A 16,579-nucleotide genomic window follows, 5' to 3' on the forward strand; every position below is an offset into this window, starting at 1 on the left:
GTGGTGTTAGCGACTACTGTTGGCCCGATCAAGCCTCACCGTTGATTTCAAGGAGCCGCACGAAATGGTCCGTTACCGCGTGCGCGGTGGCAACGCACTGCGTGGAACCGCGTTCATCCAGGGCGCGAAGAACGCCGTGCTACCCATGATCGGTGCGGCTCTGCTCGCCGCCAAGGGCCGCACCGTCCTGCGCAACGTGCCGATCATCGAGGACGTCCGCCGCGCGGTCGAGCTGGCCGAGTCCGTCGGCGCGTACGTCGAGCTGCACGAGTCCGAGCGCACGCTGGTCATCGACGCCTCCAGGGTGGACAGCCCCGTGCTGCCGGCCGCCATCGCCAGGCGTTTCCGCGGTTCGGTCCTGTTCACCCCCGCGCTGCTCCACCGGCTGGGCGAGGCGATCGTGGAGGGCGTCGGCGGCTGCAACCTCGGCAGCCGCAACCTCGACTTCCACTACCTCGGCTACAAACGGCTGGGCGCCATCGTGGACGAGGGCGACACCGTCATCCACGTCAAGGCGTCCGGCCTGACCGGCGCGACCCTCTATCTCGACACCCCGTCACACACCGGCACCGAGAACCTCATCATGGCCGCCGCCCTGGCCAAGGGCACGACGGTGATCGAGAACGCGGCGCTGGAACCCGAGGTGCTCGACGTCATCGACATGCTCACCAAAATGGGCGCGAGGATCCGCGGCGGCGGCACGGGGTTCATCACCGTGGAGGGCGTGGACGAACTGCACGCCGTCGAGCACACGGTGATGCCCGACCGGCTCGACGCCGGCGTGTTCGCGATGGCCGCGGCCATCACCGGGGGCGAGCTGAGCCTCGTGGGCACGGGGCTCGACCTCGGCGTCGTCCGCTACAAGCTGGAGCAGATGGGCGTCGAGTTCGCCCGCCAGGGCGCCGTGCTGCACGTGCGGTGCGAGGGCCCTCTGCGGCCGATCAACATCATCACCGACACCTACCCCGGCTTCGCCACCGACCTGCAGTCCCCGATGATGACCGTCGCGGCGCTCGCCGACGGCACCAGCTACATCCACGAGCGCATCTTCGACGGCAGGTTCGCCCTGGCCGGAGAGCTGAACAAGATGGGCGCGAACGTCGAGGTCGACGGCAGCCGGGCCGTCGTGCGCGGCAGTACGCCGCTGACCGGGACCCAGGTGACGGCCCACGACCTGCGCTCCGGCATCGCCCTGGTGCTCGCCGGGCTCGCCGCCGAGGGGGAGACCGTGATCGACTCCGGATACCTCATCGATCGCGGGCACGCGCATCTCGCCGCCCGAATGCGCGCGCTCGGCGCGGACATTACACGAGAGATTTCAGAGCGCTAAAAGGCGCCAGAAAAACCTCGTTGAGCTGCTAGGACATCTTGTCGGGCGGTCAACCTCAACGGCTTTCCGGAAAAGTCGGGCGTGACATTACGGCCCCCGCGAGCGATCGTTCCAAAAGAGAGCATTGCAACGGACGGCAGGATGGGACGAACATTGGTCGATAGGGCCGAAGAAACTCCCCGAGTGTCACGCCCGGGCGCTATGACACCGGACCTCACCATCGGCGTGGTCGGACCCCACGACCTGGTCGAGCGAGTCATGCTGATGGGTCACGCCGCGGCGCCGCTGCCGTGTCGCCTGGTCGCGGCCGCGTACCGCGACGAGCAGGAGGCGCCCGACAAGGTGACGCGGCTCGGTCCCGGAGTCGACGCATGCCTGTTCGCCAGCCCGGTCCCCTATGACCTGGCCAGGCGTTCCGGCGTGCTGACCATGCCCGCGACGTACGTCCAACTCGGTGGAGCAGCACTGGTGGCGGCGCTGGCCAAGGCCGCGCTCGACCCTCGCATCGACCCCCAGCGGGTCAGCATCGACGTGGTGAGCAGGGCCGATGTCGAGGAGGCGTACACCGACCTCGGCATCCCCGCCTCGGACGTGCACAGCCGCGACGAGCCGGGCGCCACCGGCACGATCGCGGCCTACCACGAGCGCCTGGTCAGGCAGGGCGCCACCTCGGGGGCGCTGACGTGCCTGCCCTCGGTGGCCGAGCGCCTGCACGCGGCGGGCGTGCCGGTCATCAGGATCAGGCCGACCTCGGGCGCGGTACGCACGGCGCTGCACACGGCCGCGCTGCTGGGCGCGCATCACCGGCTGGAGGAGTCGCAGCTGACTGTGGTGCTGGTGGAGGTGCCGACGCTGCGCGAACCCGTGCGCCGCGCCGCGCCCCGCTACTGGCGCGACGAGCTACGGCTGTCGCTGCACCGGCTCCTGGTCCAGGAGGCGAACCGGATGAACGCCACCGTCTGGCCCATCGACGATCACAGCTACCTGGTTACCGCTACCAGGGGCTCGATCGTGGCGGCGACGGACGGGTTCAGGGTGCTGCCGTTCGCGGCGAGGATCAGGGACGAGCTGGGGCTGGCGGTCGAGGTCGGCGTGGGCATGGGGCGCACGACGCACGACGCGGAGTCGCACGCCCGGGCGGCGCTGGCCCGCACGCAGGCGGGCAAGCAGGCGCAGGGGTTCGCGGTGGACCGCGAGGGGCGCGCGCTCATCCCCGCCCCGCGCATGCCACCGACCGGATCCGCCGCACTGAAGCCGAAGGGAGTGGAGGTGCTGGCCCGGCTGGCGGCCAAGCTGGAGGGCGGAGACACTGTGGTCGACGCCGAGGGGGCGGGCAAGATGCTGGGAGTCACGCCTCGCACGGCTCGGCGGTTGCTGCGCACGCTGGTTGACGAGGGACTCGCGTGGCCGCTCCCGCCGAACCGCACCCCGCAGCCGGGTCGTCCGCGCCAGCTGTATCGACTGATTGTCGAGAAGCTCGGCCCGCGCTGAGCGCCATCTTTGGGCCCGTCGTCTCTGTACGGCGGGCTCTCGGCTTTATACAGGCTCTCGGCTTCAAACCCCACCCATCCTGTACGGCGGAGCCAACGAGACGCCACCCGCCGCACAAGGCTCAGGGCCTCCAGGGAGACGCTCGCTGACCCGCACGGGGCTGAGCGCCGTTACGGCGCCTGGTGAGGCGATTGAGGGCTTTGTCGTGACCTGGGGCAGACGATGATATTGACAACCAATGTCATCTTTGCGAACTCACCCATTGACTCCGGTGAAGTTATTGGTTGACCCGTGTAGATGCGGGTATGTTCTCGAACGCCCCCGATCGACAAGATTCGGACGGGGGCGCCAAATTATTCGAGCGCGTTGAGTCGCTCGTTCGGTGTGCGCGTTTCTGGCCGCGGTGGCGCGGTTTCATCCAACACCATGTGCCTCGGGGAGCCCTTGCCGCTCGGGAGGCAGCATCCGTGGTAGCGATCCGGCCGGTTTCGGGCTGATTTGCCGCGCTTTGCGGGCCTGTGCGGGCCGCTGGCAGGTCGGGACGCCCTCCGTATACCTACACTGCCGCAAGACCCTCCAGCGGGCCTTTGAGGACGTTGTGCGGCCCACTCAGCAGGCGCGGACGATGTCGGGCACCGGGGCGGCACGGTTGACGCCGTTGTGTACGGCGCCCTCGATGTGGCCCTGGTCCCAGCTCTCCTGACTGCGCGAGCCGACGACCGCGATGCCGGGGGCCCCAGCGGCCGCGGTGGACGCTTGGCCTCGAAGTCCAGGCCGATGTCGAAGTGGGCAGGGCGGCGGCGTTGTCGGCGTCGGTGAATTGTCACAGTCAAGTCCGATAGCCGCCGGAATGCGTCAGTGCCGACCTGTATTGTCATCAGTCATGAAGGCGAACACCACTGACAGTCGTGCGCTCATGGTCTGGGGCGCCTTGGCGATCGTCTATGTGGTGTGGGGTTCGACGTATCTCGGCATCGGCATCGCGATCGAGTCGATCCCGCCCATGCTCAGCGCGGCCGTGCGGTTCATCACCGCCGCCGCCCTGCTCGCCGGTTTCCTGCTGGTGCGGTCAGGGCCGGCGGCGTTCAAGATGTCGCGCAGGCAGGCCCTCGGCGCGGCGATCGCGGGCGTGCTCCTGCTGACCACGGGCAACGGGCTGCTGGCGGTGGCCGAGCAGTACATCTCCACGGGCCTGTCCGCGCTCCTGGTGGCCTCGGTGCCGCTGTGGCTGGTCGTGTTCAGATTCGCCGTGCGCGACCGTCCCAAGGTGCTCACGCTCGCGGGCGTGCTGGTCGGGCTCGTCGGAGTCGGGGCGCTGTCGCTTACCGGCGCCCAGGGCGGCAGTGGCGTCGGGATCGTGGTGGTGCTGCTCGGCTCGGTGTCGTGGGCCGTGGGCTCGTTCCTGTCCAGCAGGATCGAGATGCCCGCCAACGCGCTCGCCACCAGCGTGATCGAGATGGTCGTGGGCGGTGCCGGGCTGCTGGTGCTCGGCACCGGGTTCGGCGAGCGGCTCGACGTGTCGGCCGTCACCACCAGGTCCTGGGTGGCGCTGGCCTACCTGGTCCTGGTGGGGTCCCTGATCGGTTTCACCGCGTTCTCGTGGCTGCTGGGCAACGCCCCCATCTCGCTGGTGTCCACCTACGCCTACGTCAACCCGGCCGTGGCGGTCGCGCTCGGCACGCTCGTGCTGCACGAGCCGCTCACGACCCAGGTGGTCGCCGGCGGCCTGGTCATCCTGGTCGGCGTGGCACTGGTGATCTCAACCGAGCGGAAGGGCCCGAAGCGCGCCCTCGAAGACCTCGACGGTGGCGGCGACGTCCGCCTCGGTGTGAGCGGTGGACAGGAACCACAGCCCACGCGGCACCATGTTGACCCCGCGGTCGAGCAGCGCGGCGTGTAGGCGGGCCATCATGGCGCGGTCGGTCTTGGCGAAGTCGCGGTAGTCGCGCACCGCGGACTGGTCGGTGAAGTACGTCTGGAAGACCGGCCCGGGCCCGTCCACCAGCATCGGGACACCCACCCTTGCCGCAGCCTCGCGCAGGCCGCTCATGAGCTGCCGGCCCCGGGCGTAGAGGGTGCCGTAGACCTCCTCGCGCTGCTCGTCCAGGATGCGGAGGGTGGCCTCGGCGGCGGCGATGCCGACGGGCTGCGAGTTGAACGTCCCCGCGTGCGCGACCTTGCCCGAGGAGATGGCGTCCATCACAAATGCCCGACCCGCCAGCGCGGACACCTGCATGCCGCCCGCCATCGCCTTGCCGAAGACCGACAGGTCGGGGCTGACGCCGAGGTACTCCTGCGCGCCTCCGGGGGCGAGCCGGAAACCGGTGATGATCTCGTCGAAGATCAGCAGGCTGCCGTGGCGGTCGCACAGCTCGCGCACCGCCTGGAGGTAGCCGGGATCCGGCTCGATGGCGCCGGTGTTGCAGAGCACCGGCTCCGTGACGATGGCGGCGATCTGTCCCGCGTGCTCCTCCATGAGGCGGGTGAGCGCGTCCAGGTCGTTCCAGGGGCAGATCACCAGGTCGGCGGCGGGTGGCTGGCCCGCGGTGCCGGGGACGGCGCGAGGGTGGTCCTGCGGGCCCGCGTCGTCCAGGGACGGGTGCACGCTGTAGAGGACCGGGTCGAGCCAGCCGTGGTAATGGCCCTCGAACTTGAGGATCTTGGGGCGTCCCGTGAAGCCGCGAGCCAGGCGCCAGGCGGCGTGCGCGGCCTCGGAGCCGACGGTGTTGAAGCGGACGCGTTCCGCCGACGGCACCATCGAGCACAACCGCTCGGCGACGCGGGCCTCCGCCGCGTGCTGGGCGGAGTAGACGATGCCGCGTGCCACCTGCGCGGTGACGGCCTCCACCACGGCGGGCGGGCAGTGACCGAGCAGCGCGGGGCCCTGGCCGAGCACATAGTCGATGTAGGCGTTGCCGTCGACGTCCCAGAGCCTGGCTCCCGATGCCCTGTCCACGTAGAGCGGCACGCCCGCGGTACGGCGGGCGTCGCTCGAGACGCCGCCTGCGATGTAACGCTGGGCAGTGGTGTAGAGGTCGCGCGTGACATCCAGAGTCCGGGTCATGCCGACCATCAAACGGTGGCATATCGCCTGACGACAAGAAAGAGAGCAAGAAGCGGGTCGTAAGCGCAAATTTCGGTTCTTGTGGAGGTCACTGGCCCTTGATGGGCTTACGGACATGTTTCTTGGACGCATTCGGCGTACCCCCTCCGGCCCCGTCGAGCTGGTGGCCCGGCGCGCGGCCGGCGAGCTGGTGAGCCTGGCCGGCCTCGGACCGGATCTCGGATCAGACCCGGTGGCGGCCCTGGACACGCACGGGCTCGACCGCCTGGCCGAGCTGGTGGCCGGCCACGACGGCCCCACGCTGGACGAGAGCGCGGTGATCTTCGAGCCGCCCGTGGCCACCTGCACGAAGATCTGCTGCCTGGCGCTGAACTACCAGGAGCACGCGGAGGAGAGCGGCCTGGAGGTCCCGCCGGAGCCGGTGCTGTTCTTCAAGCCGCCGTCCGCGCTCGTGGGCCACAACCACCCGGTCATCGCCCCCGCCCGCACCCGCCATCTGGAGCACGAAGTGGAGCTGGCCGTGGTCATCGGCAAGGTGACCAGGGATCTGCCGGCCGAGCGGTGGCGCGAGGCGGTCGCCGGATACACCGTGATCAACGACATGACGGCCCGCGACCTGCAACTGGCCAACATCGCCCGCAACGTGCCGTGGGACCAGTCGAAGGGCTTCGACACCTTCGCGCCCGCGGGCCCGTACCTGGCGACGGTGGACGAAGTGCCCGACCCGCAGGCGCTCGAGCTGACCCTGGAGGTGGACGGCCAGGTCAGGCAGCGGGCCAACACCAGGCAGATGGTCTTCGGCCTCCCGCGGCTCATCGCCGATCTGTCCGACGGGATGACGCTGATGCCGGGCGACCTCATCGCGACCGGCACCATCGCCGGGATCGCCCCGCTCAAGGACGGCGACACCATGCGGGCCACGGTGGAGAAAATCGGGACGCTGGCGAATACGGTCAAATTTCGGTCCGCCTAAAGTAGGGGCATGACCTACGCTGTGGCCGCCCTGGTGGACATCGACGACTTCATGGTTTCTGAGCAGGCTCGGGGGCGGTCGTGGGCGCATCGCCAGCTCCAGCACGCCGACCAGGCGGTGCGCGCGGCCACCAGCGGCCGTCCGGGGGCGACCTGCCGCTCGCAGCCGCCGGAGGAGTGGCTCGTCCTGCTGACGGGCGTCGATCCCGACGCGCTGATGTCAGACGCGGCCGCGCTGGCGGAGGAGGTACGCGCGAGGATCGTCCGCGAGACGGCGTGGACCGCCACCGTCAGCCTGGGCTCCCCCAGCGTGGGCGCGATCGCGGCCGAGCGGGACGCCCGGCGGGTCAACGGCTACAAGCTCGTGCTCGGTGGCGACCGGGTGATCGAACCGCCCTCCGGTGGCGGTGTGGCCACGACGCCGCCCGTAAGGATCGAGCGGGAGCTGACCAGGCGCGTCCGCGCGGGCGACAGCAACGGCGCGGCCGGGCTGCTGGCGAGCTGGGTCGACAGGTGCGCCCGCGATGCCGACCCCCAGACTCTGCGCAACTGGCTCATCGGGCAGCTGCTGTTCGTCGTGGACGTGGCCGACCGGGCCAGGCTGGCCGACGGCTCGACCGACTGGGTCGTGGCGTGCGCCAGACTGCCCATCGAGGACATCATCACGGTCGGCGACATCCACGAGCGCTCCTACCTGCACATGTGGCTGCGCGAGACCCTCGGGCGGCTGATGCCCGAGCAGCCGCGCAGGGATGTGCTCGCGCTCGCGGAGTCGTACATGGCCGAGCATTACACCGACGCCGGGCTCCGCCTGGCCACGGTGGCGGAGGCGGTGAGCGCGAGCCCGTTCTACATCTCGCACCTGTTCGCGGAGGAGCGCCGCACCACGTTCCTGCGCCACCTGACGGGCCTGCGCCTGCGGCATGCGCGCCGGCTGCTGTCCACCTCCACCCTGTCGGTGGACGTGATCGCCGCGCACACCGGCTACCCGAGCGCCAAGGCGTTGCGGACCGCGTTCAGCCGGTACGTCGGCTGCTCTCCCACCGAGTACCGCCGGGCCGGATTCCGGCCCGGCGCCTAGCTCCGCACGAGCCGGTACGGCTGACGGGGCCTGCCTGCCTGGGTGCCCTTGACCGGGGGCATCGGCCAGGCCAGCCCCTCCTCCGCGAGGCTCTGGAGGACCCGGCGGGCGCTGCGAGGAGAGATCGCCAGCACGTCCGCGACGACCTCGGCGTCGACCACCATCGTGTCGCCGTCGTGGAGACCCTCCACCAGGCGTTCGAGCAGTTTGGCCGCCTTGGTGGTGACGACGGGCTCGCTCTCCTGTCGCCGGCGCCTGCGCACCGGCAGCGACAGCACGGTGCCGTCGCCACTGACCAGGTACGCGGCGGCGGCCCCCGCGTTGCGCGCCTTCTCGACGGCCGCCAGCGCGTTGGCGTCGGCGTCGCGGGCCGTGCTGCCGAGCCCGATGCCGACCTCGACGTCGACCCCCACGTCGGAGCGGATCCGGTCCATGAACGGCGCCATCCTGAACCCCTCGGTGGCCTGGCCGAGAGCGCCGACTGTGGCGGTGACGACGTAGCTGTTGTCGTCCCGGGGCACCACGGTGGCGCCCATCAGCCGCGCGTCGGCGAGCAGCGACCGGTGCAGTGACAGCTTCAGCTCCTGCTGCCAGTAGTTGCCCGGCCCGGAGTAACTGGGCTTGGCGGAGGCGGCGATCTCGACGACCAGGATGGCGATCTGCGCGTCCTCCAGCCTGCTGCCGGTGCCGAGCAGGGCGGCGGTGTTGAGCGCGATGCGCAACGTGTGAGAGGTCGGCAGCAGGCGGAGCACGGGCACCCCGGCGGCGCTCAGCCTGTTGGCGACACTCCTTATCGTGGTGAGCGCCGCGGTGGTCTCACCCTGGCGGTAGAGCTGCTCGTGGAAGGCGCTGAAACCGCGTGCCGACTCCGGCCGGTCGTACTCGGAAAGGTGCACGCCGGCCGTGCTCACGCCGATCTCGCCGTACGCCTCCTCCACGTCCGCGGCGGGCAGCGAGTCGATGCTCACCCTGGACGGGTCGATCCCGTGGCTGAGCACCCCGCGCAGCAGGCTGGCGTACAGGCTGGCCCCGCTCATGGGCACGAACGTGGCGGGGACGGGCAGTTCGCCCGCCTGCCTGGCCAGGTCATGCTGGAGGGGCCCGGTGAACAGCACCACATCGATGCTGTCGGCGATCCTCGAGAACTTCTCGTAGGTCTCGTGCTCCTCGGCATGCGGCGCGCCGACCAGCCGCCAGTCCGCGGCGGCCGGAAGGTCGGCGCCGATCATCATGATCTCTTCGACGAGATCGTGCGGCCCTACGACCCCGATCGTCACCCTGGGCCGCGACTCCGAACGCAGCCGATCCATGATCTTGATCACCCCAGTCCAGATCTCCACTGAAGCAAGCGGGTCATCGTCGCACCGAGCACCGCGGCCTGGTCCCCCTCTGCGAGGCCACTGAAGATTACCCTCCCCAAGGAGATCCGAAGATCGATGAAGGGGAAGTCGGATCCGTAGACGACTCGGTCGTGACCGACCTCCCGCACCATCCTGGCGATGTCGGGCCCGGTGTTGAAGGACCCGCACACCTCCAGAATGACCCCTCGATGCCGCTGTGCCACCTCGATGGCCTTGTCGAAACCGAGCGGGGTCGCGCCCGCGTGCCCTGCGACGATCACCGCGTCAGGGTGCTCCGACGCGACGGCGTCCACCGCGGCCAGATCGTTGTAGGGGGAGCCGTCGTAGGTGTGGGTGAGCACCGGGCAGCCGGTGCGCTGCGCGAACTCCCACACGCGGGCGTAGCGCCTGCCGGTGAGCGGGTAGTCGTGCAGGTCGGGGTGGAGTTTGATGCCGCCGAAGCGCGGATCCGCGCTCCATTTGTCCAGCTCGCCGTCGGGATCCTGCCAGGGATTGATCGTCAGGTATCCGGTGAACCGATCCGGCGCGCGTTCCACCGCCTCGGCGGTCGCGGCGTTCCCCGCCGCCGCGTCGAGCTGGATCGCCAGGTGGCTGGAGATGACGGCGTGCGCCACGCCGCACCTGTCCATCACCCTGACCATCGCGTCGGAAGAGGACTCGGGGATGAAGAACAGGCTGTAGGGGCCGGCGTGCGCGTGCGCGTCGACGATCCGGACACTGGTCTGCGGGCGCCGCTGCCACAGCGCTGCGGTGATCGCGTTCACACCGCCCCCACGGGCAGCAGTCCCAGCAGGGTGCCGGCGCCGATGGTGGCCACGGTGTCGTCGTCGAGCTCCGCCCACAGCAGCCGGGTGACCGCCTCGGCGGGATCCCTGAGCGGTGCCCCCGTGCCGAAGACGAGGCGCCGGACGCCGTACCGCTCGACGAGCCATTCGAGCCCGCAGTGCGAGGACAGGTTGGCCAGCCCCAGGTAGACGTTGCCGGTGCGGGAGAGCACCCCCGCCGCCTGCCTCAGCTGGCGGTAGCCGAGCGCTCCGACCACGACCTTCAGCTCCGGGTGCGCGGTGGAGACGGACTCGACGGCGGGCCAACCGGTTTGGGCCGCGTCCACGAGCAGCGGCAGCCCGGCCTCCGCGATGGCGGAGAGCATGGCCGCGCAGTCGCCGCCCGCGAGCTCGTAACCGTGGTCGGCGGGGTAGGCGCGGACAGCGCACACCCCGCCCTCCAGCGCCGCGGTCACGAACTCGTCCGGTGTGCCGGTCTCGCCGCAGGTGTCGGGGAGCATCACCCAGCAGGGACGCAGCCTGGGCCGGCCGGCGACCAGGCGGAGCAGCTCCCTGTTGCCCGTGGCGGGGTCGTGCAGCCACGACAGGGTGTGGCTGACCACGGCCTCCGCGATGCCGAAGCGGTCCATTCTGTCCAGCGCCTCCGTGATCGAGCCCGTGCCCGCGTCCCTGCGGGGGTAGCGGCCGAGCATCGCGTCAGCGTCGATCAGCATGAACCGTCCAATCGTCGGGGATAGAGGGGGGCTCGTCTCGGTAGGGGAAGATGCCGACGGTGAACCTGCCGTCGGCACGCCTCAGCCCGAGCGAGTGGATCTCGCCGTACTCGGCGGTCCTGGTGGCGGGGTCCGGGATCCTGGCCGGACCCGTCCCGTACAGCACCTCGTCGGGTGGTTCCAGGGGCACCACGAGGATGCCCGGGCCACGGGTGCCCGCGAATCCGCCGTCGCGCTCCACCCACGGCGTCAGGCCGTGGACCTGCCAGACCGCCTCCGCGTCGATCCGGTCGGTGACGATCCAGTACGGGTCGTCGCCCTTGACGAAGACGATCTCGCGGTCATGCCGCACGCTGTAGCCGTGGTGGTGCCCGGCGAAGACGTCGGCCTCCGCGGAGACGGAGAACAGGTCACAGGCGGCGCGGCGGTCCTCGGTGTAGTCCTCGCCCGGCACGAGCAGCGTGTTGTGCGCCCTGGTCGCCTGGTACCAGTCGTAGTAGCCGGGGTCGTCGTAGGACGGCGGACCGCCCCCTTCCCAGGCCAGCGGCACACCCCAGCCCGACAGCACGAAGTCGAGCGCCGCGTGGTGGCTGTGCGGCTCGAGCTCGTGCCCGACGTACGGACCGTAGTTGACGACGGTGTGGAAGTCGCCGTGGCGGAAGGTCGCGTAGCCGCTGGCCTCCAGGTTGTGGGAGCTCTCGACCGGCTCGACGCCCTCCGGCCAGATCAGGCCGCTGTCCTGTAGGTGCGGCACCCAGCCGCCGGACGTCGTGAGGACGCTCAGCCAGCGGTACATGGCCTGGCGGCGCGGGTGCCGCGCGAGCGAGGGCTCGACGGCCACGGCGCGTTCGAGGTTCTCCAGGCACATGAGGTGGTAGCTGGGCGAGCGCTCGTGGTGGCCGCCGTCGGCGCGCACGTCCCGGTCGAGGTGCTCCAGGATGCGTGCCGTGGCGACCTCGGCCCACTGCCCCGCCTCGGGGAGGTCGGCGAACACCCTGGCCGTGTGCAGCAGCTCGCACGCGTTGACGAACTGCCAGTTGCCGTGGCGGAACTCGTCGTGCTCCTCGGCCGACCACCTGGCGCCGCCGAGGACCGTCTTCATCATTCGCAGCCAGCACTCGTCGCCCAGCGCCGGCTCGTCCGCGAAGACGGCCAGCGCCTCGGTGACGTACATGGCTCGGGCGCGGACGCCGAGCGAATACCAGACCACGTCGAGCCCCGGCCAGTCACCCTTGACCCGGTCGCGGTCGTCGTACCACTGGCGGAACAGGCGGTCCCACTCGGCGGCGTAGCGGGGGTCCCCGGTCTCGGCGTAGGCCGTGATCAGCGGGGACATCCAGCGCAGGTAGTGGAAGCCGTACAGCAGTGAGCGGCCGTGGCCCTTGTCGAGGAAGTCGGCCTCGATCCCGAGCAGGGCGTCCGCGCCCTCCGCGCCGAGGGCCGCGGGGACCGGCCGTCGCCGTCGCCAGGCCCTGGCCTCGGAGACGTCGCTCGTTCCGAGCGCTTCGAAGAGCGCCTCGTCACTGATGTGCCGCATGCGCGTGGGATGCACGTGCGGCGGTTTCTCTACGAACATGGCACCGGCCGTCCGGTGCGGGCGGACTCGTGCGCGGCGGCGAGCACGGCGGTCACGTGCCGCGAGCTCTCCACGCTGACCAGCGGCGCGGTGCCGGTGCGGGCGCAGTCGACGAAGTGGTGGATCGCGTCGCGGTAGGCGCCCGCGGGGATGCCGTGCACGACCCGCTGGAGCATGTTGCGCGGGTAGGAGTAGGACTTCTCGGTGGCGAGCTGGATGTTCTCCTTCTGCCTGTCGAGCTGGATGACGCCCGACTCGCCGGCCACGGTGATGTAGCTGTCGACCATGGTCGGGAAGGTGTTCGGGTAGATCCAGGCCGACTCGAAGGTGGCGACGGCGCCCCGGCTGAAGCGGGCCTGGATCTGCATCGCGTCGGGGGTGTCGATGCCCATCCCGCGCAGCTTGCCGTGGCGGGCGGTGGCGAACACCTCCACCACGTGGTCGTCGTAGAGCCAGGTGACCAGGTCGATGTCGTGGCTCGACAGGAACCAGGCGCAGGTCGTCCGGTCGGCCCAGCCGATCATCTCGGTGGGCACGTAGATCGTGTCGTCCTTGCGGGCATAGCCCACGACCGGCTCACCGATCAGCTCCATCTGCTGCTTGGCCTGCGCGTACGCGGGCACCCAGCGGTGGTTGAACAGGCACATCGCGGTGACGCCTGCCTGCCGGATCGCGGCCACGGAGCGGTCGGCGTCCTCGACCGTGGTCGTGAACGGCTTCTCGACCAGGATGTGCACCCCGGCCTCCGCCGCCGCCACCATCACGTCCGCGTGCAGGTGGTCGGGGGTGGTGATCGACACGGCGTCGACCGTGCCGGACGCGAGCAGTTCGCGGTAGCCGGGGTAGACGGCCGCCTGCGGGGCGGCGTCAAGAGCGTGCCGCGCGACGGCTGTGACCTCGGCGTCCGGGTGGGCGGACAGGACCTCGGCGTGGCCGCGACCCATGATCCCGGCCCCGACGATCCCGACTCTGAGCTTAGGCAAGTGCGTCATTCCATTGTTTCTCTGCGGCGTCGAGCGCCTCCTTGGCGCTCTTCGATCCCTGGAGGAAGGCTCTGATCTCCTCGGCCAGCGACTCCGCCAGTTCGGCGTCCTTGGCCGTGCCCAGCGGGACGTACTCCAGCTTCGGCAGACCCTTGACGATCACCTGCCGGGCCACGTCCATCGGGTCGTCGCCGCCGGCGCCGGTGAAGAAGGCGTCCTTGGTGGAGGAGATCGTCGAGGGGTAGATCGGCACCAGCTTGCAGAACGCGAGCTGATTGGCGCCGTTGGTGAAGAACTTGATGAACTCGGCCGCCGCCCGCTGATGCTTCGACGCCTTGGGGATGGCCATGGTCTGCTGGGCGAGCAGCAGGTATCCGCCGGTCTTGGTCTGCACGGCCTCGGTGACGACCAGGTCCTTGTAGACGTCGGGGGCGTTCTTCTGGATGTTGACCAGCGTCGCCGCCGCCGCGTTCGCGGCCATCGCGAGCTGGCCGTTCTCCAGGGTCTGCGGGAAGTTCCTGACGTCCTTGGAGACCGTTCCCGGTGCGAGGCCGTGCTTGTCGTAGCTCTTCTTGAACGTGTCCAGCAGCTCGGCGACCTCGGGCGTGTTGAACGTCGCCTTCTTCTTGTCGGCGCTCAGCAGGTCGATGCCGTAGTAGCGCAGCACCGAGGCCGCGTTGACGCCGGGGATGTCGTTGGTGCCGTAGACCTTGGTCTCGGCGTGGACCTTGTCGGCCAGGGCGAGCGCCTCGGCGTACGACTTCGGCGGGGCGTTCTCGTCGAAGCCCGCCTTGCTGACGACGGACTTGCGGTAGATGCCCACGGGCGTGCCGCCGTTGTACCACGGCACGGCGTACAGCTTGCCCGACACGCGCAGCGGCTCGACCAGGTTCGGCTGGAAGTCGGCGAGGTCGGCGGGTTTGAGCAGCTCGTCGAGAGGGGCCAGCGACGGGGTGAACCTGCCGAGGTCGGGGGAGGCGATGTTGACCGCGTCGGGCACGTCGCCGCTGGCGACCGCCGCGAGCAGCTTGGTCGCGATGTCCTGCCCGGGCACGTCGACCCACTTGACGGTGACCTTGGGGTGGTCCTTCTGGTACTGGGCGATCAGGCCGTCGACGTAGGCGCCGAAGTTCTTCTTCAGGTTGATCGTCCAGAATTCGACCTCGCCCTCGAACGGCTGGTCATCCGCTTGCCCCCCGGACGTGCTCCCCGAGGTTCCGGCGACGCAGCCGGACGACATGAGAGCCAGCGCGAGCGCGCCTGCCCCCACCAAGGCTCTTCTCCTCAACACCCGGGACCTCCTGCCAAATTATGGCCGTCCTTAATGATTCTTTCGGCACGATGTCAGTCCTCGGCCTGGCGCGTCAAGAGCCAGATCTTGACGGTCTTCTTGGGCCGTCTATAGGCTGCGTCAAAATTCCGGCCAACTCTTATCGAGGCTTTGGACGTCACTATTAAGACCGAAGGATGTGAGGCCGGTGGCCACCAGCCGGATTCCAGGGCAGCGCTGGTACACGCCGTACCTCTTCCCGATACCGGCCCTGGTGCTGTTCGGGGTGTTCTTCGCCTGGCCGGCCGTCACCGCGCTCCAGCTCTCCTTCACCGACTACGACGGCGTCAGCCCGCCCGTCTTCACGGGGCTGGACAACTTCGTCAAGATCCTCGACGACGCCCGGTTCTGGACCGCCCTGCGCAACTCGCTGGTGTTCCTCGTGGGGCTGTTCCCGCTGCTCGTCGTGTTCCCGCTGCCGCTGGCCGTGCTGGTCAACCAGAAGCTGCCCGGCATCAGGACGTTCAGGATGCTCTACTACCTGCCGGTCGTGACCTCGATGGTCGCGGTCGCGGTGACCTGGAACTACGTCTTCCACCAGCAGGGCGTCGTCAACTGGCTGCTCACCGGCTTCGGCATCCTGGACCAGCCCATCCAGTACCTCCTCGACCCCGTCTGGGCGCTGCCCGCGCTGACCCTGGTCGAGGGCTGGAAGAACATGGGCGTCTACATGATGATCTATCTCGCGGGCCTCCAGACGATCCCGTCGGACCTCTACGAGGCCGCCAAGATAGACGGCGCCAACGGCTGGCACCGGATGCGGCGCATCACCGTCCCCCTGATGGTCCCCTTCATCGCGGTCGCCGTCACGATGGTCATGCTCGACGCGATGCAGGCGTTCACCACCGTCTTCGTGATGACCAAGGGCGGCCCGCAGGACGCCACCCTGATGCTCGGTTACTACATCTGGTCCGAGGCGTTCGAGAAGTACGACATGGGCTACGCCAGCGCCGTCGGCCTCGTCCTGTGGGTCCTGCTGATCGTGATGGCCCTGCTCAACTACCGGCTCACCAGCGGAAAGAAGGACGAGCGTTGACTCACAGGCTCGGCTGGTGGATGCGCCGCATAGGCATGTACGTGCTGCTCACCGCGATCGCCCTGGTGTTCGTCGGCCCGTTTCTCGTTCTGCTGTCGGCGGCGTTGAAGCCGGCGGGCCAGCCCGTCTTCTCCTTCCCGCCGGACATCATCCCCCGGCCCCCTGTGCTCACCTGGGCCAAGGAGGCGTGGACGGCCATCCCGTTCCCGCGCTACCTGTTCAACTCGGTGCTCCTCGTCGTGGTGATGGTGCCGCTCTACATCCTGGTCTCGGCGCTGTGCGCGTACCCGCTGGCACAGATGGCCTTCCGCGGCCGGAGCCTGATCTTCTTCGCGATCCTCGCCACCATGTTCATGCCCGGCGAGGTCATGCTGCTGCCGAGGTTCCTGGTGGTCTCCCAGATCGGGATGGCCGACAGCTACCTGGGAGTGATCCTGCCCGGCCTGCTCTCGGCGTTCGGGATCTTCCTGCTCCGGCAGACCTTCGCCGGGGTGCCACGCGAGGTGGTGGACGCCGCCAGGACCGACGGCTGTCACGAACTACGCATCTTCTGGCACGTCATGCTGCCCGCCGCCCGCCCCACCCTGGCCATCCTCGCCGTCTTCGGCTTCATCTCGGTCTGGAACAGCTTCATCTGGCCGATGGTCGTGCTGAAGGACTCCTCGCTGTATCCCGTCTCGCTGGGGATCGCCTACCTGGCCGGAATCACCGGCACCGACGTCCGCAGCCTGGCGGCCGGCACGATCATCTCGATCCTGCCCGTCGTCGTCTTTTTCATGATCATGCAACGACACGTCCTGGAAGGCATGCGCGGCGCGGTCAAGAGCTGACGCCGCCCGCTCGTGAAAGGGTCATCC

At 69.4% G+C, this 16,579-nt stretch carries 13 protein-coding genes and 1 pseudogene; 7 read left to right on the forward strand and 7 right to left on the reverse strand.

The annotated features are described in order from the left end of the window. The first annotated feature begins 64 nt into the window (after window positions 1–64). The 3 genes from murA (at window position 65) to ACQPWU_RS01635 (ending at window position 4,721) form a co-directional block, all read left to right on the forward strand. Window positions 65–1,330: a UDP-N-acetylglucosamine 1-carboxyvinyltransferase gene (gene murA / locus ACQPWU_RS01625; protein WP_433436392.1), complete on the forward strand. Its 1,266-nt coding sequence runs from the start codon at window positions 65–67 to the stop codon at window positions 1,328–1,330. Window positions 1,331–1,531: 201 nt separating this feature from the next. Then, window positions 1,532–2,821, forward strand: a complete 1,290-nt coding sequence (locus ACQPWU_RS01630) for a GTP cyclohydrolase IIa (RefSeq protein ID WP_360688524.1) — start codon at window positions 1,532–1,534, stop codon at window positions 2,819–2,821. 883 nt (window positions 2,822–3,704) lie between these two features. Beyond that, a complete protein-coding gene (locus ACQPWU_RS01635) occupies window positions 3,705–4,721 on the forward strand; it encodes an EamA family transporter (RefSeq protein WP_433436394.1) in 1,017 nt (338 codons plus the stop codon). Here ACQPWU_RS01635 and ACQPWU_RS01640 read toward each other — a convergent pair. Beyond that, window positions 4,656–6,017: pseudogene (locus ACQPWU_RS01640) on the reverse strand (aspartate aminotransferase family protein); the annotation flags it as partial. The gene ACQPWU_RS01635 and the pseudogene ACQPWU_RS01640 sit on opposite strands and share 66 nt — an antisense overlap. Here ACQPWU_RS01640 and ACQPWU_RS01645 point away from each other — a divergent pair. Continuing rightward, window positions 6,001–6,858, forward strand: a complete 858-nt coding sequence (locus tag ACQPWU_RS01645; RefSeq protein ID WP_433436396.1) for a fumarylacetoacetate hydrolase family protein — start codon at window positions 6,001–6,003, stop codon at window positions 6,856–6,858. The pseudogene ACQPWU_RS01640 and the gene ACQPWU_RS01645 sit on opposite strands and share 17 nt — an antisense overlap. 9 nt (window positions 6,859–6,867) lie before the next feature. After that, window positions 6,868–7,938, forward strand: coding sequence for a helix-turn-helix domain-containing protein (locus ACQPWU_RS01650; RefSeq protein ID WP_433436398.1), 1,071 nt, complete (start codon window positions 6,868–6,870; stop codon window positions 7,936–7,938). Here the strand turns inward: ACQPWU_RS01650 and ACQPWU_RS01655 are convergent. From ACQPWU_RS01655 to ACQPWU_RS01680, 6 genes are read right to left on the reverse strand one after another with little or no spacing between them, the layout of a single operon-like run. Next, on the reverse strand, window positions 7,935–9,278 hold the full coding sequence (locus tag ACQPWU_RS01655; RefSeq protein WP_433436400.1) for a GTP cyclohydrolase IIa: 1,344 nt from the start codon (window positions 9,276–9,278) through the stop codon (window positions 7,935–7,937). The genes ACQPWU_RS01650 and ACQPWU_RS01655 overlap by 4 nt on opposite strands. Then, window positions 9,257–10,063 (reverse strand): amidohydrolase family protein, encoded by an 807-nt coding sequence (locus ACQPWU_RS01660; RefSeq protein WP_433436402.1) that lies wholly within the window; start codon window positions 10,061–10,063, stop codon window positions 9,257–9,259. The genes ACQPWU_RS01655 and ACQPWU_RS01660 overlap by 22 nt, the downstream gene beginning before the upstream one ends. Next, the gene (locus ACQPWU_RS01665; protein ID WP_433436404.1) at window positions 10,060–10,797 is read right to left on the reverse strand and encodes an amidohydrolase family protein; all 738 of its coding nucleotides are present in this window, start codon (window positions 10,795–10,797) and stop codon (window positions 10,060–10,062) included. The genes ACQPWU_RS01660 and ACQPWU_RS01665 overlap by 4 nt, the downstream gene beginning before the upstream one ends. Then, the gene (locus tag ACQPWU_RS01670; RefSeq protein ID WP_433436406.1) at window positions 10,781–12,334 is read right to left on the reverse strand and encodes a heparinase II/III family protein; all 1,554 of its coding nucleotides are present in this window, start codon (window positions 12,332–12,334) and stop codon (window positions 10,781–10,783) included. Before ACQPWU_RS01670 ends, ACQPWU_RS01665 begins: the two co-directional genes overlap by 17 nt. Window positions 12,335–12,363: 29 nt before the next feature. Then, on the reverse strand, window positions 12,364–13,365 hold the full coding sequence (locus tag ACQPWU_RS01675; protein ID WP_433436408.1) for a Gfo/Idh/MocA family protein: 1,002 nt from the start codon (window positions 13,363–13,365) through the stop codon (window positions 12,364–12,366). Further along, window positions 13,349–14,626 (reverse strand): ABC transporter substrate-binding protein, encoded by a 1,278-nt coding sequence (locus ACQPWU_RS01680; protein ID WP_433445136.1) that lies wholly within the window; start codon window positions 14,624–14,626, stop codon window positions 13,349–13,351. The genes ACQPWU_RS01675 and ACQPWU_RS01680 overlap by 17 nt, the downstream gene beginning before the upstream one ends. Before the next feature lie 208 nt (window positions 14,627–14,834). Between ACQPWU_RS01680 and ACQPWU_RS01685 the strand changes: the two genes are divergently transcribed. Then, window positions 14,835–15,722, forward strand: a complete 888-nt coding sequence (locus ACQPWU_RS01685) for a carbohydrate ABC transporter permease (RefSeq protein ID WP_433436410.1) — start codon at window positions 14,835–14,837, stop codon at window positions 15,720–15,722. Then, window positions 15,719–16,552 (forward strand): carbohydrate ABC transporter permease, encoded by an 834-nt coding sequence (locus ACQPWU_RS01690; protein WP_433436412.1) that lies wholly within the window; start codon window positions 15,719–15,721, stop codon window positions 16,550–16,552. The genes ACQPWU_RS01685 and ACQPWU_RS01690 overlap by 4 nt, the downstream gene beginning before the upstream one ends. Window positions 16,553–16,579 lie beyond the last annotated feature (27 nt).

This window comes from Nonomuraea sp. CA-141351 (assembly GCF_050944675.1).
GTDB lineage: Bacteria > Actinomycetota > Actinomycetes > Streptosporangiales > Streptosporangiaceae > Nonomuraea.

Excerpts from the sequence above, each read along its gene's own strand:
- murA (WP_433436392.1), top strand. The coding sequence starts at position 65 with ATGGTCCGTTACCGCGTGCGCGGTGGCAACGCACTGCGTGGAACCGCG.
- ACQPWU_RS01650 (WP_433436398.1), top strand. The coding sequence starts at position 6,868 with ATGACCTACGCTGTGGCCGCCCTGGTGGACATCGACGACTTCATGGTT.
- ACQPWU_RS01635 (WP_433436394.1), top strand. The coding sequence starts at position 3,705 with ATGAAGGCGAACACCACTGACAGTCGTGCGCTCATGGTCTGGGGCGCC.
- ACQPWU_RS01645 (WP_433436396.1), top strand. The coding sequence starts at position 6,001 with ATGTTTCTTGGACGCATTCGGCGTACCCCCTCCGGCCCCGTCGAGCTG.
- ACQPWU_RS01665 (WP_433436404.1), bottom strand. The coding sequence starts at position 10,797 with ATGCTGATCGACGCTGACGCGATGCTCGGCCGCTACCCCCGCAGGGAC.
- ACQPWU_RS01670 (WP_433436406.1), bottom strand. The coding sequence starts at position 12,334 with ATGCGGCACATCAGTGACGAGGCGCTCTTCGAAGCGCTCGGAACGAGC.
- ACQPWU_RS01675 (WP_433436408.1), bottom strand. The coding sequence starts at position 13,365 with ATGACGCACTTGCCTAAGCTCAGAGTCGGGATCGTCGGGGCCGGGATC.
- ACQPWU_RS01630 (WP_360688524.1), top strand. The coding sequence starts at position 1,532 with ATGACACCGGACCTCACCATCGGCGTGGTCGGACCCCACGACCTGGTC.